Genomic DNA, 15685 nt, shown 5'->3' with positions numbered 1-15685 from the left:
GCTCAGCCCTTCACCAGCAGACCGCGGCGGCGCAGCACCGTCCGCTCAAGGGGGCTGAAGATCAGCAGGTCGATGGCGATGCCGACGACCAGGATCAGGATGATCGCCAGGAAGATGCCCGGCATGTCGATGTTGTTGCGGCCGTTCTCCAGCAACTGCCCCAGCCCCAGCCCCAGGTCCGGCGACGAGGCGATGATCTCGGCGGCCATCAGCGACCGCCACGAGAACGCCCAGCCCTGCTTCAGACCGGCCAGATAGCCGGGCAGCGCGGCCGGCATCACGATGTGCCGGGCGCCCCGCAGCCCGCTCGCGCCGAGCGTCCGCCCGGCCCGCAGGAACAGCGGGGGCACCTGGTCGACCCCGGCCACCAGGCCGTTGGCGATCGACGGGACGGCACCCAGCAGGATCACCGCGTACATCATCGAGTCGTTGAGGCCGATCCAGAGCACCGCGGGCGCCACCCAGGCGACCGACGGCAGCGACTGCAGCCCGGACAGGATCGGGCCGATCGCCGCCCGCACCACCTTCACCCGGGCGACCAGCAGCCCCAGCGGCGTACCGATGGCCAGTGCCATCAGGAAGCCGAGCAGCGCCCGCGACACGCTCGTCCACAGCACGTCGAGGAGCGTGCCCTCCAGCCACATGGTGGTCAGGCTGTCCCACACCGCGGACGGCGGCGGCAGCTTGTACTCGTCGGTGACCTTCGCCCACACCAGGACCTGCCACACCACCAGCACCAGCGCGACGGCCACCAGCGGCGGCAGGACCTTCTTCAGCAGGACGTCGCGCACCGGGGTGCGCGCCACCTGCACGGCGTCGAGCGCGTCGAGACCCGCCTCCAGACCGGCCAGGTCGTCGGACTTCGCCGTGGTCGTCGTATCAGTGCTGGCCATGACGGCGGATCTCCCCACGCAGTTCTTCGGTGATCTCGACGGACAGCTCCGCGACCGCGGCGTCCTCGATACGGCGCGGCTGCGGGATGTCGATCTCCCACTGCCGGGCGATCCGCCCCGGACGGGACGACAGCAGGACCACGCGCTCGGCCAGCCGCACGGCCTCGCGCACGTTGTGCGTGACGAACAGGACCGACAGGCGCGTCTCCCGCCAGATCCGGGTCAGCTCGTCGTGCAGCACATCGCGGGTGATGGCGTCCAGCGCAGCGAACGGCTCGTCCATCAGCAGCAGGTCGCTGTCCTGGGCGAGAGCCCGGGCCAGCGCCACGCGCTGCCGCATGCCGCCGGACAGCTCGTGCACCCGCTTCCCGTACGAGCCCTTGAGCCGGACCAGCTCCAGGAGCCGCTCCGCCTCCTCGCGCCGCGCGTTCTTGGCGACGCCGCGCAGCCGCAGCGCCAGTTCGATGTTCTTGCCCGCCGTCAGCCACGGGAACAGCGCGTGCTCCTGGAACATCAGGGCGGGCCGGCCGCCCGGGGTGTCGATCGACCCCGCGGACGGCCGGTCGAGCCCGGCGACCAGGTTGAGCAGCGTCGACTTGCCGCAGCCCGACGCGCCCAGGAGGGTGACGAACTCGCCCGGCGCGACGTCGAGCGAGATGTCGTCGAGGACGAGCTGCTGCCCGGCCGGGGTGGCGAAGGACTTCGAGACGTGCTCGAGACGGGCGGCGTGCGTCGACACCGACGCACGGTCCTCGGCCTTGGCGAACGTGGTGGCCATGGTCGTCACCTCCTGGGAGCGATGCGGATGGATGGGAGCCGGGTCGGTTACTCGACGCCGAGACCGGCGTCGGCGACCGCGGGCCGGCCCTCGGCCTTGAGGACCTTGTTGAGCGGCTTCAGGTCGTAGATGCCCTTGAGGTCGGGCTTCTCCAGCAGGCCCGCCTTCACCGCGTGGTCCGCCTGCGCCTGCAGCGTGGCGGCCAGCGGGTCGTCGGTGAACCGGATGGACGGCCACGCCGGGCCGATCACCTTGTCACCCAGCGGCTTGCCGGTGAGGGCCTTCAGCTTGGCGTTGGCGGACGCCTTCGCCTTTTCGGGGTTGGCGTTGATCCAGGCGTTGGTCCGCACCGAGCCGCGCAGCACTGCCTCGACCACGTCCGGGTGCGCCTCGAGGAACTTCTGCGACACGATGATGTTCGTGATCACGAACTTCTTCCCGGGCCACAGCGACGCCTCGTCCAGCAGCACCTTCGCGCCCTCGCTCACCAGCTTGGACGCGGTCGGCTCGGGCACCCACGCGCCGTCGATCGAACCGGACTTGTAGGCGTCGGGGGCGACCTTGTTCTCCGTGCGCACCACGGAGACGTCGCCCTTGCCGCTGTGCGGGTCGACCGTCCAGCCCTGCTCGGCGACCCAGTTGAGGAAGGCGACGTCCTGGGTGTTGCCGTGCTGCGGGGTGGCGATGCGCTTGCCCTTGACGTCCGCCAGGGACTTGATCTTGTCGGGGTTGACGACCAGCTTCACCCCGCCGGAGGCCGCACCGCCGACGATCCGCAGGTTGCTGCCCTTGGACTTGACGTAGCCGTTGATGGCGGGGGAGGGGCCGATGAAGCCGATGTCGAGGGAGTCGGCGTTCAGCGCCTCGATCTCCGACGGCCCGGCGTTGAAGGTCGACACCTTCAGCCGGGTGCCGCCCAGTTCCTTCTGGAAGATGCCCTCCTGGTCCCCCACCAGCGCCGTGGCGTGGGTCAGGTTCGGGAAGTACCCCAGCCGCACCTCGTCGGCCGAGAGCTTCTCGCCCTTGGCCTCGACCGTGGTGTCCTTGGTGGCCTTCGATCCGTAGCCGCAGGAGGCGAGTGCCCCCATCAGCAGGGGGAGTGCGGCGGCTGCGGCGAGGCCGCGGCGCAGGGCGGTGGTGCGGGAAGTGGCAGGCACGGGAGGGTGTTCCTCTCGTCGGGCCCGGAGCTCACGGCCTCCTGATCGTCGTCAGTGGCGCGGCCGGGTCGTCGGCATGTGTGTGTCTTCGTCGGTGCGGGTGGTACGGGAGCGGGCGCGGCGTCATCGGGCACATCGCGCGACACCCCCGGTCCCCGCGCCGAGGGCGCCGCTGCCGACCCGGCCGCCCTCCTTCGCGAAGGTCGCGTAGACATCGGTCGGCGTCATGTCAGAAGTCCCAGCCCTCGTCGTCCGCCTCGGGCGCGGCGGCCCGGGCGGTGGCGAAGGACTCGCCGGCCATCCCGGCCGCGAGGGTGGTGCCGTCGGCGGGGTCGATGAGCAGGAAGGATCCGGTACGGCGGGAGTCGGCGTACGCGTCCATCGCCAGCGGCTCGGCGGTGCGCACCCGGACCCGGCCGATGTCGTTGGCGACGAGCTGCCCGGGAGCCGGGTGCTGGGACAGGTCGTCCAGCGTCAGCTTCGACGGGATCTCCTTGACGATCGCCTTGACCGTGCGGGTGGTGTGCTTCAGCAGCACCCGCTGGCCCACCGCCAGCGGCTGGTCGGCGACGTGGCAGACCGTGGCCTCGATGTCCTGCGTGGTGGCGGGCGCGTCGCCGCTCGGCACGATCAGGTCGCCGCGCGAGATGTCGATGTCGTCGGCGAGCAGCAGCGTCACCGACTGCGGCGTCCAGGCCACGTCCACCGGCTCGCCCAGCAGGTCGATCCCGGCGATCGTGGACGTACGGCCGGACGGCAGGACGGTGACCCGCTCGCCGACCCGGAACGTCCCGGCCGCGATCTGCCCGGCGTAGCCCCGGTAGTCGGGGTGCTCGGCGGTCTGCGGACGGATCACGTACTGCACGGGGAAGCGCGCGTGGCAGCCCGTCAGGTCATGGCTGACCGGCACGGTCTCCAGGTGCTCCAGCACGGTCGGGCCGCCGTACCAGTCCATGTGCGCGGACGGCTCCACCACGTTGTCACCGGCGAGCGCCGAGATCGGGATCGCGGTGATCTCCGGGACGCCCAGCTCGCTCGCGTACGCCGTGAACTCCTTGGCGATCTTCGCGAAGACGGGCTCCTCGTAGCCGACCAGGTCCATCTTGTTGACGGCCAGGACGACGTGCGGCACCCGCAGCAGGGCCGCGATCGCCGCGTGCCGGCGGGTCTGCTCGACCACGCCGTTGCGGGCGTCGACGAGGACGACCGTCAGCTCGGCGGTGGAGGCGCCGGTGACCATGTTCCGGGTGTACTGCACATGACCGGGCGTGTCGGCCAGGATGAACCGGCGCCGGGGCGTGGCGAAGTAGCGGTAGGCCACGTCGATGGTGATGCCCTGCTCGCGCTCGGCCCGCAGACCGTCGGTCAGCAGTGCGAGGTCGGGGGCTTCCTGGCCGCGGGACCGGGAGGCGTGCTCCACGGCCTCCAGCTGGTCCGCCAGCACCGACTTGGAGTCGTGCAGCAGCCGTCCGACGAGGGTGGACTTGCCGTCGTCGACGGAGCCCGCGGTCGCGAAGCGCAGCAGCGTGGTGGCGCTGAGCTGCTCGGTGGTGCTGGTCATGGTTAGAAGTACCCTTCGCGCTTGCGGTCTTCCATCGCGGCCTCGGACAGCTTGTCGTCGGCGCGCGTGGCGCCCCGCTCGGTGAGCCGGGAGGCGGCGATCTCGGCGATCACGGCGTCCAGCGTGGTGGCGCCGGAGTCCACCGCACCGGTGCAGGACATGTCGCCCACGGTCCGGTAGCGCACGAGCCGCTTCTCGACGGTCTCGGTGTCCTTCGGACCGCCCCACTCGCCGGCCGTCAGCCACATGCCGTTGCGCCGGAACACCTCGCGCTCGTGCGCGAAGTAGATCTCCGGCAGCTCGATCCCCTCGCGGGCGATGTACTGCCACACGTCGAGCTCGGTCCAGTTGGACAGCGGGAAGACGCGGACGTGCTCGCCGGGCGCGTGGCGGCCGTTGTAGAGCTGCCACAGCTCCGGGCGCTGCCGGCGCGGGTCCCACTGCGAGAACTCGTCGCGCAGCGAGAACACCCGCTCCTTGGCGCGCGCCTTCTCCTCGTCGCGCCGCCCGCCGCCGAAGACCGCGTCGAACCGGTGCTCCTGGATCGCCTCGGTCAGCGGCACCGTCTGCAGCGGGTTGCGGGTGCCGTCCGGGCGCTCCTTGAGGACGCCGCGGTCGATGTAGTCCTGCACGGACGCCACGTGCAGCCGCAGGCCGTGCTTCTCGACCGTGCGGTCGCGGTACTCCAGGACCTCGGGGAAGTTGTGCCCGGTGTCCACGTGCAGCAGCGAGAAGGGGACCGCCGCCGGGGCGAACGCCTTCAGGGCCAGGTGCAGCATGACGATGGAGTCCTTGCCGCCGGAGAAGAGGATCACCGGCCGCTCGAACTCTCCCGCCACCTCGCGGAAGATGTGCACCGCCTCGGACTCGAGCGCGTCGAGGTGGCTCAGGGCGTACGGGTTGTCGGTCGACTCGTCGACGCTGTCGGCGACGGTGGTCATGCTGTGCCCCCTTCGTGAGCTTCTCCGCCCGCGCGGCGCGGAGGGGCGGCGATCGTCGTCTGCGGCCGGGCGGCCGCGCGTGCGTCGCTCACAGCAGGCCCCTTTCGGTGAGCAGCGCATGGACCGCTGCCGCGGACTCCTGCACGGTCTGGTTCTGGGACTCGATGCGCAGGTCCGGCGACTCCGGCTCCTCGTAGGGGTCGTCGACGCCGGTCAGCCCGCTGATCTCGCCCGCCGCCTGCTTGGCGTACAGGCCCTTCACGTCGCGGACCGAGCACACCTCGACGGGCGTGGCCACGTGCACCTCGACGTAGGCGGTGCCCTCCTGCTGGTGGCGCTTGCGCACCGCCTCACGGCTGTCGGCGTACGGGGCGATGACCGGCACCAGGACCTTCACGCCGTGCGAGGCGAGGAGTTCGGCCACGAAGCCGATCCGCTGCACGTTGGTGTGCCGGTCCTCGCGGCTGAAGCCGAGACCCGCCGAGAGGAACTCGCGGATCTCGTCCCCGTCCAGCACCTCGACGCGGTGCCCGCCGGCGCGCAGCCGGCCCGCGAGCTCGTGGGCGATCGTGGTCTTGCCGGCGCTCGGCAGCCCGGTGAGCCAGATGGTGGCCCCAGTCACGTCCTTCTCCTGTGTTTCCTGAGTGGTCGTCATCAGCCGTGCAGCCCGCACTCGGTCTTGGCGCGGCCCGCCCAGCGGCCGGCGCGGGCGTCCTCGCCCTCCAGCACCCGGCGCGTGCAGGGAGCGCAGCCGACGGAGGCGTACCCGTCCATGAGCAGGGGGTTCGTCAGTACGCCGTGTTCGGCGACGTACGCGTCCACGTCCTCCTGCGTCCAGCGCGCGATCGGCGAGACCTTGACCTTCCGCCGCTTCTCGTCCCAGCCGACGACCGGGGTGTTCGCCCGGGTGGGGGACTCGTCCCGGCGCAGCCCGGTCGCCCACGCGTCGTACGCGGTCAGGCCCTCCTCGAGGGGCTTGACCTTGCGCAGCGCGCAGCACAGGTCCGGGTCGCGGTCGTGCAGCTTCGGACCGTACTCGGCGTCCTGCTCCGCCACGGTGCGGCGCGGCGTCAGGGTGATGACGTTGACGTCCATCACGGCGTCGACGGCGTCACGGGTGCCGATGGTCTCCGGGAAGTGGTAGCCGGTGTCGAGGAAGACGACGTCGACGCCCGGGAACACGCGGGAGGCGAGGTGGGCGACGACCGCGTCCTCCATGGAGGAGGTGACGCAGAAGCGCTTGCCGAAGGTGTCGGCGGCCCACTCGAGGATCTCCAGGGGCGACGCCTCCTCCAGGTCGCGGCCCGCCCGCTCGGCCAGCGCCCTGAGGTCTTCCTTGGTACGGGTGTCCGTCATATCGCTTCCCCTCCACCGTCGTCGTGCCGAAGTCCGCGGGACAGCAGCCCGAGGAACTTCAACTGGAAGGCCCGGTTGCAGGCCGCGCATTCCCAGGCGCCGTGCCCGGTCTCGCTCGGCCGCAGGTCCTCGTCCCCGCAGTAGGGGCAGTAGAAGGGCGCCGCACGCTCGCTCACGGCTCCTCCCGTCGCTGCCGCTCGCTCGTGCTCACGACAGTGCCTCCTCGGAGGCGCGCGCCGCCCAGGTGGCGAAGCGTTCGCCCTCCTCGCGCTCCGCCTGGAAGCGCTTGAGGACCCGCTCGACGTAGTCGGGCAGTTCGGCCGCGGTGACCTTCAGGCCGCGCACCTTGCGGCCGAAGCCCGGCTCCAGGCCCAGGGCGCCGCCGAGGTGCACCTGGTAGCCCTCGACCTGGTTGCCCTCGTCGTCGAGGACGAGCTGGCCCTTGAGACCGATGTCCGCCACCTGGATACGGGCGCAGGCGTTGGGGCAGCCGTTGATGTTGATGGTGATCGGCTGGTCGAAGTCGGGGATGCGGCGCTCCAGCTCGTCGATGAGCGAGGCGCCGCGCGCCTTGGTCTCGACGATGGCCAGCTTGCAGAACTCGATGCCGGTGCAGGCCATCGTGCCCCGCCGGAACGGGGACGGCCTGACCTGGAGGTCAAGCGCCTCCAGGGCGGCGACCAGCGACTCGACCTGCGGCTCCTCGACGTCGAGGACGATCATCTTCTGCTCGACGGTGGTGCGCAGCCGGCCCGAGCCGTGCGCCTCCGCCACCTCGGCGATCTTGGTGAGCGTGGCGCCGTCGACACGGCCGACACGCGGCGCGAAGCCGACGTAGTACCGGCCGTCCTGCTGCCGGTGCACACCGACGTGGTCGCGCCACTGCTGCACCGGCTGCTCCGGCGCCGGGCCGTCGACCAGCTTGCGGTGGAGGTACTCGTCCTCCAGTACCTGGCGGAACCGCTCGGCACCCCAGTCGGCGACCAGGAACTTCAGGCGGGCGCGGTTGCGCAGCCGGCGGTAGCCGTAGTCGCGGAAGATCGAGATGACGCCCTCGTACACGTCCGGGACCTCGTCGAGCGGGACCCAGGCGCCCAGCCGCACGCCGATCTTGGGGTTGGTGGACAGGCCGCCGCCGACCCACAGGTCGAAGCCGGGTCCGTGCTCGGGGTGGTTCACGCCGACGAACGCGACATCGTTGATCTCGTGCGCCACGTCCAGCAGCGGCGAGCCGGAGATCGCGGACTTGAACTTGCGGGGCAGGTTGGAGAACGCCTTGTTGCCCACGATGCGGCGGTGGATCTCGTCGACGGCGGGCGTGCCGTCGATGATCTCGTCCTCGGCGATGCCGGCGACCGGCGAGCCGAGGATGACGCGCGGGGTGTCGCCGCACGCCTCGGTCGTGGACAGGCCGACCTCTTCGAGGCGGTTCCAGACCTCGGGCACGTCCTCGATCCGGATCCAGTGGTACTGGATGTTCTGCCGGTCCGTGATGTCCGCGGTGCCGCGTGCGAACTCCTGCGAGATCTCCCCGATGACGCGCAGCTGCCGCGTGGTCAGCCGGCCGCCGTCGATGCGGACGCGCAGCATGAAGTACTCGTCGTCCAGCTCCTCCGGCTCGAGGATCGCGGTCTTGCCGCCGTCGATCCCGGGCTTGCGCTGGGTGTAGAGGCCCCACCAGCGCATGCGGCCGCGCAGGTCGTTGGGGTCGATCGAGTCGAAGCCGGCCTTGGAGTAGATCGTCTCAATGCGTGTCCGCACATTGAGACCGTCGTCGTCCTTCTTGAACTGCTCGTTGCCGTTGAGGGGCGTGAAGTGGCCGCGCGCCCACTGACCCTCGCCACGGTGCCGCCCGGGCTTGCGGCGGGGCGTGGCGGAGGTGGGCGTTTCCGGGGTGGAGGCCATGACGATACGTCCTTCGGGACTGCAGGAGGGCGGCTCTGACCTGCACACTCGCGCGCGGGACCAGAGAGTGGCGCGGCGGTGCGCAGTGGGTGCGGAAGTTCGGGGATCGCGGTGGTGCCGGGGTGCTCAGCTCACCGGACAGATCGCGCTGGACATGCGGCCGAGGTCGACGTGCCGCCGACTCACCAAGGCAATTCCAGCTCGAGACATGGCGGAAGCCTGGCATGGGAGTTTGGACCCAGTCCACCTTTGTCCAAAATGCGGACATGGATGTCTCGCATGGTGGAATGATGTGTCATGCGTCACTCATATCGGACGCCCGGCCGTCCCGTCAGGCGTGCGCGCCCGGCCACGGACCCGGGGCCGGGGTGTCGGGCTCCTCGGTGACCTTCGTGTCGAAGAGGCGGAAGCCCCGCCGCAGATAGTTGTCCATCGCGTGTTCGCCGTCCAGCGAGCAGGTGTGCACCCACACCCGCTTCGTCGGCACGCGGTCCGGCCAGCGCTCCGCGAGGTCCCAGGCGCGGGCGGTCCCGTACGACAGCAGGTGCCCGCCGATGCGGCGGCCCCGGAACGCCGGCAGCAGCCCGAAGTAGATGATCTCCACGGTGCCGTCGTCCTGCGGGTCCAGCTCCACGTACCCGGCCGGCGTCCCCTTCTCGTACGCCACCCAGATCTCGGCGCCGGGCCGCTCGACGATCTCCTGCCACTGGGCGTACGACAGCCCGAGCCGGTCCGTCCAGCGGATGTCGCCGCCCACCGCCGTGTAGAGGAACCGGCTGAATTCCGCGGACGGCACCTCGGCCCGCACGATCCGCACGTCCCCTGACGGCTCGGCGGCCGGCCGCAGGTCGTCGGGCGAGGTCTGTTCGAGGGACCAGGTGGTGACGGCGATGCTCATGGGTGCCAGGGAAGCACGGGGGGTCGGGTTTCGGCCAGCGGCGTCAGCCCGCGTGGAGAAGGGGAACGCGGGGGAGGGCGGCGCGGGTCGCTTCCGCGGGGTCGGTGACGGGAATGCCGAGCTGCACGAGCCGGTCGCGGACGCGGGCGACGGGCTCGCCCATGCGGCGGGCCGGTGCGATCAGCTCGGTGAGGTCGACCAGGGACTCGGCCGGGAGCGGGAGGTCCTCCTCGCCGGTCTCCAGCAGCCACAGCGCCCGGTCGTAGGTCAGCCCCTCGGGCACGTCGGGGCACGAGGCCGGAATGCCGTGGGCGGGCGGGGGGAGAGGAGGAGGAGCGGCCGGAACGCCGGGCCCCCGCGGCAGACCGCACCATCCCGCGCCGGGCTGTGGCCGAGAGCCCACCGGTGCGGCGACATCACGCACCACTCCGCCGGTGGCGGCCACCGCGCCTCAGCCCGGGACCCCACTGCCGGCGTCCCGGACCGCCACCACCGCCGGAGCCGTCGAATGCGGCAGCAGATCGCCCGGGTCGTCCGGATGGCGGACGACCACCTCCACCTCCTCCCGGAAGCGGTACGGGCGGTGCGCCAGCACACCGCCCAGGGTGCGCCGCACCCGCGACATCTCCGCCCGCACCGTCACCGTGCGCGTACGGTCCCCGAAGACGTCCGACGCCAGCTCCGCCGCGGTGCGGCCGTCGCGGTGCCGGGCCAGTACGTACAGCAGCTCCGCGTGCCGCGGACTCAGCTCCTGCGTCCAGCCGCCCGCCCCGCCCGCCACCTCCAGCGACCAGCGGCGCGGCCGGCTGACGTCCAGCACCACCCGGCTCGGCGACGGCGCCGCCAGCTCGCGGTCGTCCTCCTCCAGCCGCAGCAGCCAGCCGCCCGGCAGAGGCTCCACGGCGCACCGGCCCAGCGACGGCACCAGCACCCGGCCCGCGCCGAAGCCCCCGGGGAGCGTGACCCGGTCCACCGGCGGCATGCCCACGACCGCCGCCGGCCAGCCGTGCGCGTCCACCGCCAGCGCCCGGCCACCCACCCGGCACAGGATCGGCGACGCCACCGAACGCAGCCGCTCCAGCGCCGCGAAATGCCGGTTGCGCAACTCCGCCTCGGCCAGCCGCGCCACCGAGCTCACCAGCATCAGCGTCGCCGGATGCATCGTCGCCAGCGGCCCGCTCACATCCACCGCCCCGAGCAGCCGACCGTCCCTCGGATCGACGATCGGGGCGCCCGCACACGTCCACGAGTGGTGCGTCGAAACGAAGTGCTCCGCCGAATGGACCTGCGTCGGCCGCCGCGTCACCAGCGGCGTGCCGATCCCGTTCGTCCCGACGGTCGCCTCCGTCCAGTCCGCGCCCGGCTCGAACCCGTGCCCGTCCGCCTTGCGCAGCACCGCCGCACTCCCCTCCCGCCACAGCACCCGGCCCTCGGCGTCGGCCACCACCATGATGTGCTGCACCGTGTCGGGGCCCGATCCCCATGCCGACACCAGCCCCTCCCGCAGCAACGGCAGCAGCTCCGCCAGCGGCGACGTACCGCGGCGGCGTTCCAGCTCCGCCGGCGGAAGCAGCAGCGCACGGTGATCCCCGTCCGGATCCAGCCCCCGGCGCAGCATCCGCTGCCACGACTCGCGGATGTCGGCGCGCGGCACCAGCGGCGGACGGCCGCCCTTCAGGGTCGCCTCCCGCACGCCCTTGAGCAGCAGCGCCGCATCCCGCGCGTCCATGGCGGCGAGCCGCGCCATGTCGACGGTCGCCCTGCGCACCTGTCCCTCCCCGCCGCCCCGCACACGGTGGCCGGTGTGTGTCACCCCATCCTCCCCTGACCGCCACGGGTACGTACCGATTCTTCCCATGAGGCTGCAACCCCTTGCAACTCTCGCGAACGGCGGCGCGCCTGTACGAAAGTGATGGCGTACCGGACACCGGCAACGGTCGTACGGTACGGCGATGGGTTGGTGCCGTGTCGGCGCAGCACCACCCCACTCTCCCCGGGCGCGGGCCGTCGGACACACGGCCCGCGCCTGTTTCGGGACCGGGCCCCCGGCTTCGCCGGGCGAGCCCCGCCGGGGCGCAGCGCCCCCCTTCCGGGAGGCGCCGGGAGCGAGGGCCCCGGGCGGGCCCGCCGGCGCGCGCCTGCCGCCCTCGGGCGCCGGGTCAGACCACCGCCCGCGCGCGCTCCACCACCGCTGCCAGGTCCAGGCTGTGCGGCAGCGTGCCGAACGCCGTACCCCAGTCGCCGCCCAGCCGCGACGCGCAGAACGCGTCCGCCACCGCGGGCGGCGCCCACCGCACCAGCAGGGAGCCCTGGAGCACCAGCGCCATGCGTTCCACCAGGCGCCGCGCCCGTGCCTCGATGCCCTCGAGGTCGGCCAGTTCGGCCAGCAGGTCCTTGATCGCCGCGTCCAGCCGGTGGTCCGCGCCCCGGGCCGTGCCCACCTCCTCCAGGAAGGCGTTCAGTGCCTGCGGTTCCCGCTGCAGCGCCCGCAGCACGTCCAGCGCCTGGACGTTGCCCGAGCCCTCCCAGATCGAGTTCAGCGGTGACTCGCGCAGCAGCCGCGGCATCCCCGACTCCTCGACGTAGCCGTTGCCGCCCAGGCACTCCAGTGCCTCCGCCGTCGTCGGCGTGCACCGCTTGGTGACCCAGTACTTGGCCGCCGGCACCGCCAGCCGCAGGAACGCCCGCTCCTGCTCGGTGTCCGCGTCGTAGGCGGCGGCCAGCCGCATTCCCAGCGTCGTCGCCGCCTCCGACTCCAGTGCCAGGTCGGCCAGCACGTTGCGCATGAGCGGCTTGTCGATGAGCACGCCGCCGAACGCGCTGCGGTACGCGGCGTGGTGCACCGCCTGCGCCACCGCCTGCCGCATCAGCGCCGCCGACCCGGTCACGCAGTCCAGCCGGGTCGCCGCCACCATCTCGATGATGGTGCGCACGCCGCGCCCCTCCTCACCGACCCGGCGCGCCCACGTCCCGTCGAACTCGACCTCGCTCGACGCGTTGGACCGGTTGCCGAGCTTGTCCTTCAGCCGCTGGATGCGGAACACGTTGCGCGTGCCGTCCTCCAGGACGCGCGGGACGAGGAAGCACGTCAGCCCCCCGGGGGCCTGCGCCAGCACCAGGAACGCGTCGCTCATCGGCGCCGAGCAGAACCACTTGTGGCCCGTCAGGAGGTACTCGCCGTCCGCCTCCAGCGGAGCCGCGGTCGTCGTGTTGGCCCGTACGTCGCTGCCGCCCTGCTTCTCCGTCATGCCCATCCCGAAGAGCACGCCGCTCTTCTCGGCGGCCGGCCGCAGCTCCTCGCCCTCGTAGATCTGCGAGGTCAGCTTCGGCTCCCACGCGGCCGCCAGCTGCGGGTCCACGCGCAGCGCGGGCACCGCGGCGTGCGTCATGGACAGCGGGCAGCCGTGCCCGGCCTCCGTCTGCGTCCACACCAGGAACCCGGCGGCGCGTCGCACATGCCCGCTGGGCCGGCCCCAGGCGTCGGTGAGACCGTTCGTCACGGCGTGGCCGAGCAGCCGGTGCCAGGCGGGGTGGAAGTCGACGTGGTCGATCCGGTGGCCGTACCGGTCGTGGGTGCGCAGCTTCGGCGGGTTCTCGTTGGCCAGGAACCCCCATTCCTGTGCCTGGGCGGAGCCGGCGGAGGTGCCGAGCTTGGACAGCTCCCCGCGGACCTCGTCGAGGAGTTCGAGCGGAACATGACGCTCCACGGCCTCGGTCAGCGCATGATCGGCGGCGAAGACGTCGTACCCGACCAGGGGCGGAGGCTGGTTGGTCACTGTGTGGGTGGTGGCTGCCATGCGGATACGGTAAGGAGGTGCAGGCAGCAAAGGAAACACCCCAGTGGCACCCGCGGTCACCGGGCAGACTTCACCGGGCCCGGGCCCTTTACCGCAACGTCTCGAAGCGGAAGATGGCCTGGCTCCTCCTGAAGGACACCGTCAATTCGTGCATCGAGTACCGCATCCTCGGCCTCGCGGCCGAAGCGGCGTTCTTCACCCTCCTGTCACTGCCGCCCCTGATGCTGGGCCTGCTCGGACTCCTCGGCTACATCGACGACTGGACCGACACCACCACCGTCGCCTCCATCGAGAAGAACATCCTCGCGGCCGTCGGCACCGTCCTGTCCGACCGGGGCGTCAACGACATCGCCAAACCCCTGCTGGAGGACGTCACCAAGGGCGGCCGCCCGGACGTCATCTCGATCGGGTTCGCCATCGCGCTGTGGTCGGGGTCCCGGGCCGTGAACGTCTTCATCGACACCATCACGGTCATGTACGGCCTCGACGGCCACCGGGGCATCGTCGCGACCCGGCTGCTGGCCTTCCTCCTCTACATCGTGGCGCTGCTGATCGGCGCGGTGGTCCTGCCGCTGGCCGTCGTCGGCCCCGACCGGGTGGTCGAACTGATCCCCTGGGGCACCGAGGTCGTCTCGATCCTGTACTGGCCCGTGGTCATCCTGCTGTCCATCGCCTTCCTCACCACGCTGTACCACGTGTCCGTCCCGGTCCGCTCGCCCTGGATCGAGGACGTCCCGGGCGCGCTGGTGGCCCTCGGGATGTGGGTGCTCGGCAGCTTCCTGCTGCGCATCTACCTGACCAGTACCGTCGAGGGCCCGACGATCTACGGCTCGCTGTCCGCGCCGATCGCGGTCCTGCTGTGGATCGGCATCTCCGCCTTCGCGGTGCTGGTCGGCGCCGCCGTGAACGCCGCGATCGACCACGTGTGGCCCTCGGTGACCACGGCCGCCGCCCGCGCCGAGACCGAGCGGGCCCGGGCGGCGGAAGCGGCCGCGCTGGTGGCCCGCGCCAAGGCGGCCGTGGAGGAACTGGACGACGAGGACCCGGACATGCCCTCGGAGTTCCCCGAGCGGTGGTCGCGGTTCCTGCCGCCGGACGACGTCGTGGCGCGGCTGCACACACCGAAGGAGAAGGAGAAGGAGCGCGAGAAGGACCGGGACAGGGACCGCGACCGCCCGGCCTGACCGGGCGTTCCCTTCCTGCGCCTCCCAGGCCCTGGCCTGGGCTGCGTGCACGAGGAGGACGGGCACGGCGCAGGCGGCCACCGGGAGCGGTCGTCGCGGTTCGGCGGTGCCGTCGTCCGGACCAGGACCGTGGAGGCCGCCGCGGACGGACCCCCCGCGCGCGGTACTGCCCGACGGGTGCATGGACCTGCTGTGGACCGAGGGGCGACTGCTCGTGGCCGGGCCCGACACACGCGCGCACCTCCCGAACGGCCCCGGCGCCCGGTACGCGGGGCTGTGCTTCGCACCCGGGGACGCGCCCGGGTTCCTCGGGTGCCCGCGCACGAGCTGCGCGACCGGCGCGTGGAGCTCGACGCCCTGTGGCCCGCCCGCCGGGTGCGGCAGCTCGCCGAGCAGGTGTCGCAGGCTCCCGACCCGGCGGCCGCGCTGGAGGAGCCGGCCCTGCGCCGCGCCGCCGGCCGTGCCGGCCCGGATCCGCTGCTGCGTGCCGTGGTGGCGGGGCTGGAGGCCGGGCAGCCGGTCGGTGTCACGGCCGCCGCCGTGGGGCTGGGCGCCCGCGCGCTGCACCGGCGCTCGCTGGAGGCCTTCGGCTACGGGCCGAAGACCCTCGCGCGCATCCTGCGGCTCCAGCGCGCCCTGGCGCTCGTACGGGCCGGCGCGCCGGACGCGCGGGCGGCGGCCGAAGCCGGGTGCACCGACCAGGCGCACCTCGCGCGGGAGATGCGCAGCCTGGCCGGCACCACGCTCACCGCCTGCACGGCGTCGGCGAAGAGGGAGACCCCGCAGCCGTCGGGATCCAGCACCACCGCGTAGCGCTGCCCCCAGTCCGAGTACAGGGCTTCAGACGGCTCCGGTGCCCGGCGGCGAGCAGCGCCTCGTACGTGGCGTCGACCTCGGCCGGGCCCGCGCAGCGGAACGCGAGCCCGACCCGGTCGCCGCCCCGCGGGCGCGTCCAGTCGGGATCGAACGAGCGGTCACCTCCTCGGCGTCCCACAGGACCCGGACGCCGCCGGGCAGCACCGCCTCGTCGTGCGGGGCTGATTCGGCACCGGCCGGGACGTCCGGACCGAGGAGCCGGTGGAAGGCGAGCGAGGCGGCCATGTCGGAGACCACCAGGCCGATGGCTTCGAGTCGGGGTGCGGTGGTCATGCCCGCACGCCAGGCACCCCCGCCGCGACCGGTCTTGTACGGATCGGACGCCGGCCGGTCCCGCCG

Annotated in this window: 16 protein-coding genes and 1 pseudogene; 2 read left to right on the top strand and 15 right to left on the bottom strand. The window is 72.3% G+C overall.

Going from position 1 to position 15685, the window contains the following annotated elements:
- Nucleotides 1-2: 2 nt before the first annotated feature.
- The 14 genes from IH00_RS0119375 to IH00_RS0119315 all read right to left on the bottom strand — a co-directional run bounded on the left by IH00_RS0119375 (nt 3) and on the right by IH00_RS0119315 (nt 13286).
- Nucleotides 3-893 carry an ABC transporter permease gene (locus IH00_RS0119375; protein WP_031075256.1) on the bottom strand — a complete coding sequence of 297 codons (891 nt, stop codon included), beginning with the start codon at nt 891-893 and terminating at the stop codon, nt 3-5.
- Complete coding sequence (locus IH00_RS0119370) at nt 880-1680, bottom strand: ABC transporter ATP-binding protein (protein WP_078887842.1); 801 nt, start codon at nt 1678-1680, stop codon at nt 880-882. The genes IH00_RS0119375 and IH00_RS0119370 overlap by 14 nt, the downstream gene beginning before the upstream one ends.
- Nucleotides 1681-1718: 38 nt before the next feature.
- On the bottom strand, nt 1719-2828 hold the full coding sequence (locus tag IH00_RS0119365) for an aliphatic sulfonate ABC transporter substrate-binding protein (RefSeq protein ID WP_031075252.1): 1110 nt from the start codon (nt 2826-2828) through the stop codon (nt 1719-1721).
- Between the two features lie 229 nt (nt 2829-3057).
- Complete coding sequence (locus IH00_RS0119360; RefSeq protein ID WP_031075251.1) at nt 3058-4389, bottom strand: sulfate adenylyltransferase subunit 1; 1332 nt, start codon at nt 4387-4389, stop codon at nt 3058-3060.
- Nucleotides 4390-4391: 2 nt separating this feature from the next.
- Nucleotides 4392-5330: a sulfate adenylyltransferase subunit CysD gene (gene cysD / locus IH00_RS0119355; RefSeq protein ID WP_031075250.1), complete on the bottom strand. Its 939-nt coding sequence runs from the start codon at nt 5328-5330 to the stop codon at nt 4392-4394.
- 88 nt (nt 5331-5418) lie between these two features.
- A complete protein-coding gene (gene cysC, locus IH00_RS0119350; protein ID WP_031075248.1) occupies nt 5419-5985 on the bottom strand; it encodes an adenylyl-sulfate kinase in 567 nt (188 codons plus the stop codon).
- Nucleotides 5985-6686 carry a phosphoadenylyl-sulfate reductase gene (locus IH00_RS0119345; protein WP_031075246.1) on the bottom strand — a complete coding sequence of 234 codons (702 nt, stop codon included), beginning with the start codon at nt 6684-6686 and terminating at the stop codon, nt 5985-5987. The genes cysC and IH00_RS0119345 overlap by 1 nt, the downstream gene beginning before the upstream one ends.
- Nucleotides 6683-6862: a hypothetical protein gene (locus IH00_RS0119340; protein ID WP_031075245.1), complete on the bottom strand. Its 180-nt coding sequence runs from the start codon at nt 6860-6862 to the stop codon at nt 6683-6685. The genes IH00_RS0119345 and IH00_RS0119340 overlap by 4 nt, the downstream gene beginning before the upstream one ends.
- A 31-nt stretch (nt 6863-6893) precedes the next feature.
- A complete protein-coding gene (locus tag IH00_RS0119335; protein WP_031075243.1) occupies nt 6894-8591 on the bottom strand; it encodes a nitrite/sulfite reductase in 1698 nt (565 codons plus the stop codon).
- A gap of 126 nt (nt 8592-8717) precedes the next feature.
- Entirely contained in the window at nt 8718-8801 is an 84-nt protein-coding gene (locus IH00_RS45260) for a putative leader peptide (protein WP_312846103.1), read from the bottom strand.
- A 121-nt stretch (nt 8802-8922) separates the two neighbouring features.
- A complete protein-coding gene (locus IH00_RS0119330; RefSeq protein WP_031075242.1) occupies nt 8923-9489 on the bottom strand; it encodes a GNAT family N-acetyltransferase in 567 nt (188 codons plus the stop codon).
- Nucleotides 9490-9532: 43 nt separating this feature from the next.
- On the bottom strand, nt 9533-9772 hold the full coding sequence (locus tag IH00_RS0119325) for a hypothetical protein (protein ID WP_031075240.1): 240 nt from the start codon (nt 9770-9772) through the stop codon (nt 9533-9535).
- Nucleotides 9773-9940: 168 nt separating this feature from the next.
- Complete coding sequence (locus tag IH00_RS0119320) at nt 9941-11257, bottom strand: helix-turn-helix domain-containing protein (RefSeq protein ID WP_107064493.1); 1317 nt, start codon at nt 11255-11257, stop codon at nt 9941-9943.
- Between the two features lie 391 nt (nt 11258-11648).
- Nucleotides 11649-13286, bottom strand: a complete 1638-nt coding sequence (locus IH00_RS0119315; RefSeq protein WP_031075237.1) for an acyl-CoA dehydrogenase family protein — start codon at nt 13284-13286, stop codon at nt 11649-11651.
- 17 nt (nt 13287-13303) lie between these two features.
- On the opposite strand from IH00_RS0119315, the gene IH00_RS0119310 reads away from it, so the two are divergent.
- Both IH00_RS0119310 and IH00_RS37500 read left to right on the top strand, forming a co-directional pair.
- Nucleotides 13304-14470 carry a YihY/virulence factor BrkB family protein gene (locus IH00_RS0119310; RefSeq protein ID WP_052411498.1) on the top strand — a complete coding sequence of 389 codons (1167 nt, stop codon included), beginning with the start codon at nt 13304-13306 and terminating at the stop codon, nt 14468-14470.
- A gap of 45 nt (nt 14471-14515) precedes the next feature.
- Nucleotides 14516-15283, top strand: coding sequence for a helix-turn-helix domain-containing protein (locus IH00_RS37500; protein WP_324615790.1), 768 nt, complete (start codon nt 14516-14518; stop codon nt 15281-15283).
- Here the strand turns inward: IH00_RS37500 and IH00_RS37495 are convergent.
- Nucleotides 15229-15619: pseudogene (locus IH00_RS37495) on the bottom strand (VOC family protein); the annotation flags it as partial. The gene IH00_RS37500 and the pseudogene IH00_RS37495 sit on opposite strands and share 55 nt — an antisense overlap.
- Between the last annotated feature and the right edge of the window lie 66 nt (nt 15620-15685).

Origin of the sequence: Streptomyces sp. NRRL S-118, from assembly GCF_000716335.1 — a bacterium.
Classification (GTDB): domain Bacteria; phylum Actinomycetota; class Actinomycetes; order Streptomycetales; family Streptomycetaceae; genus Streptomyces.
Note: the sequence above shows the minus strand (reverse complement) of the source record. Positions and strands in the feature narration are given on the sequence as shown.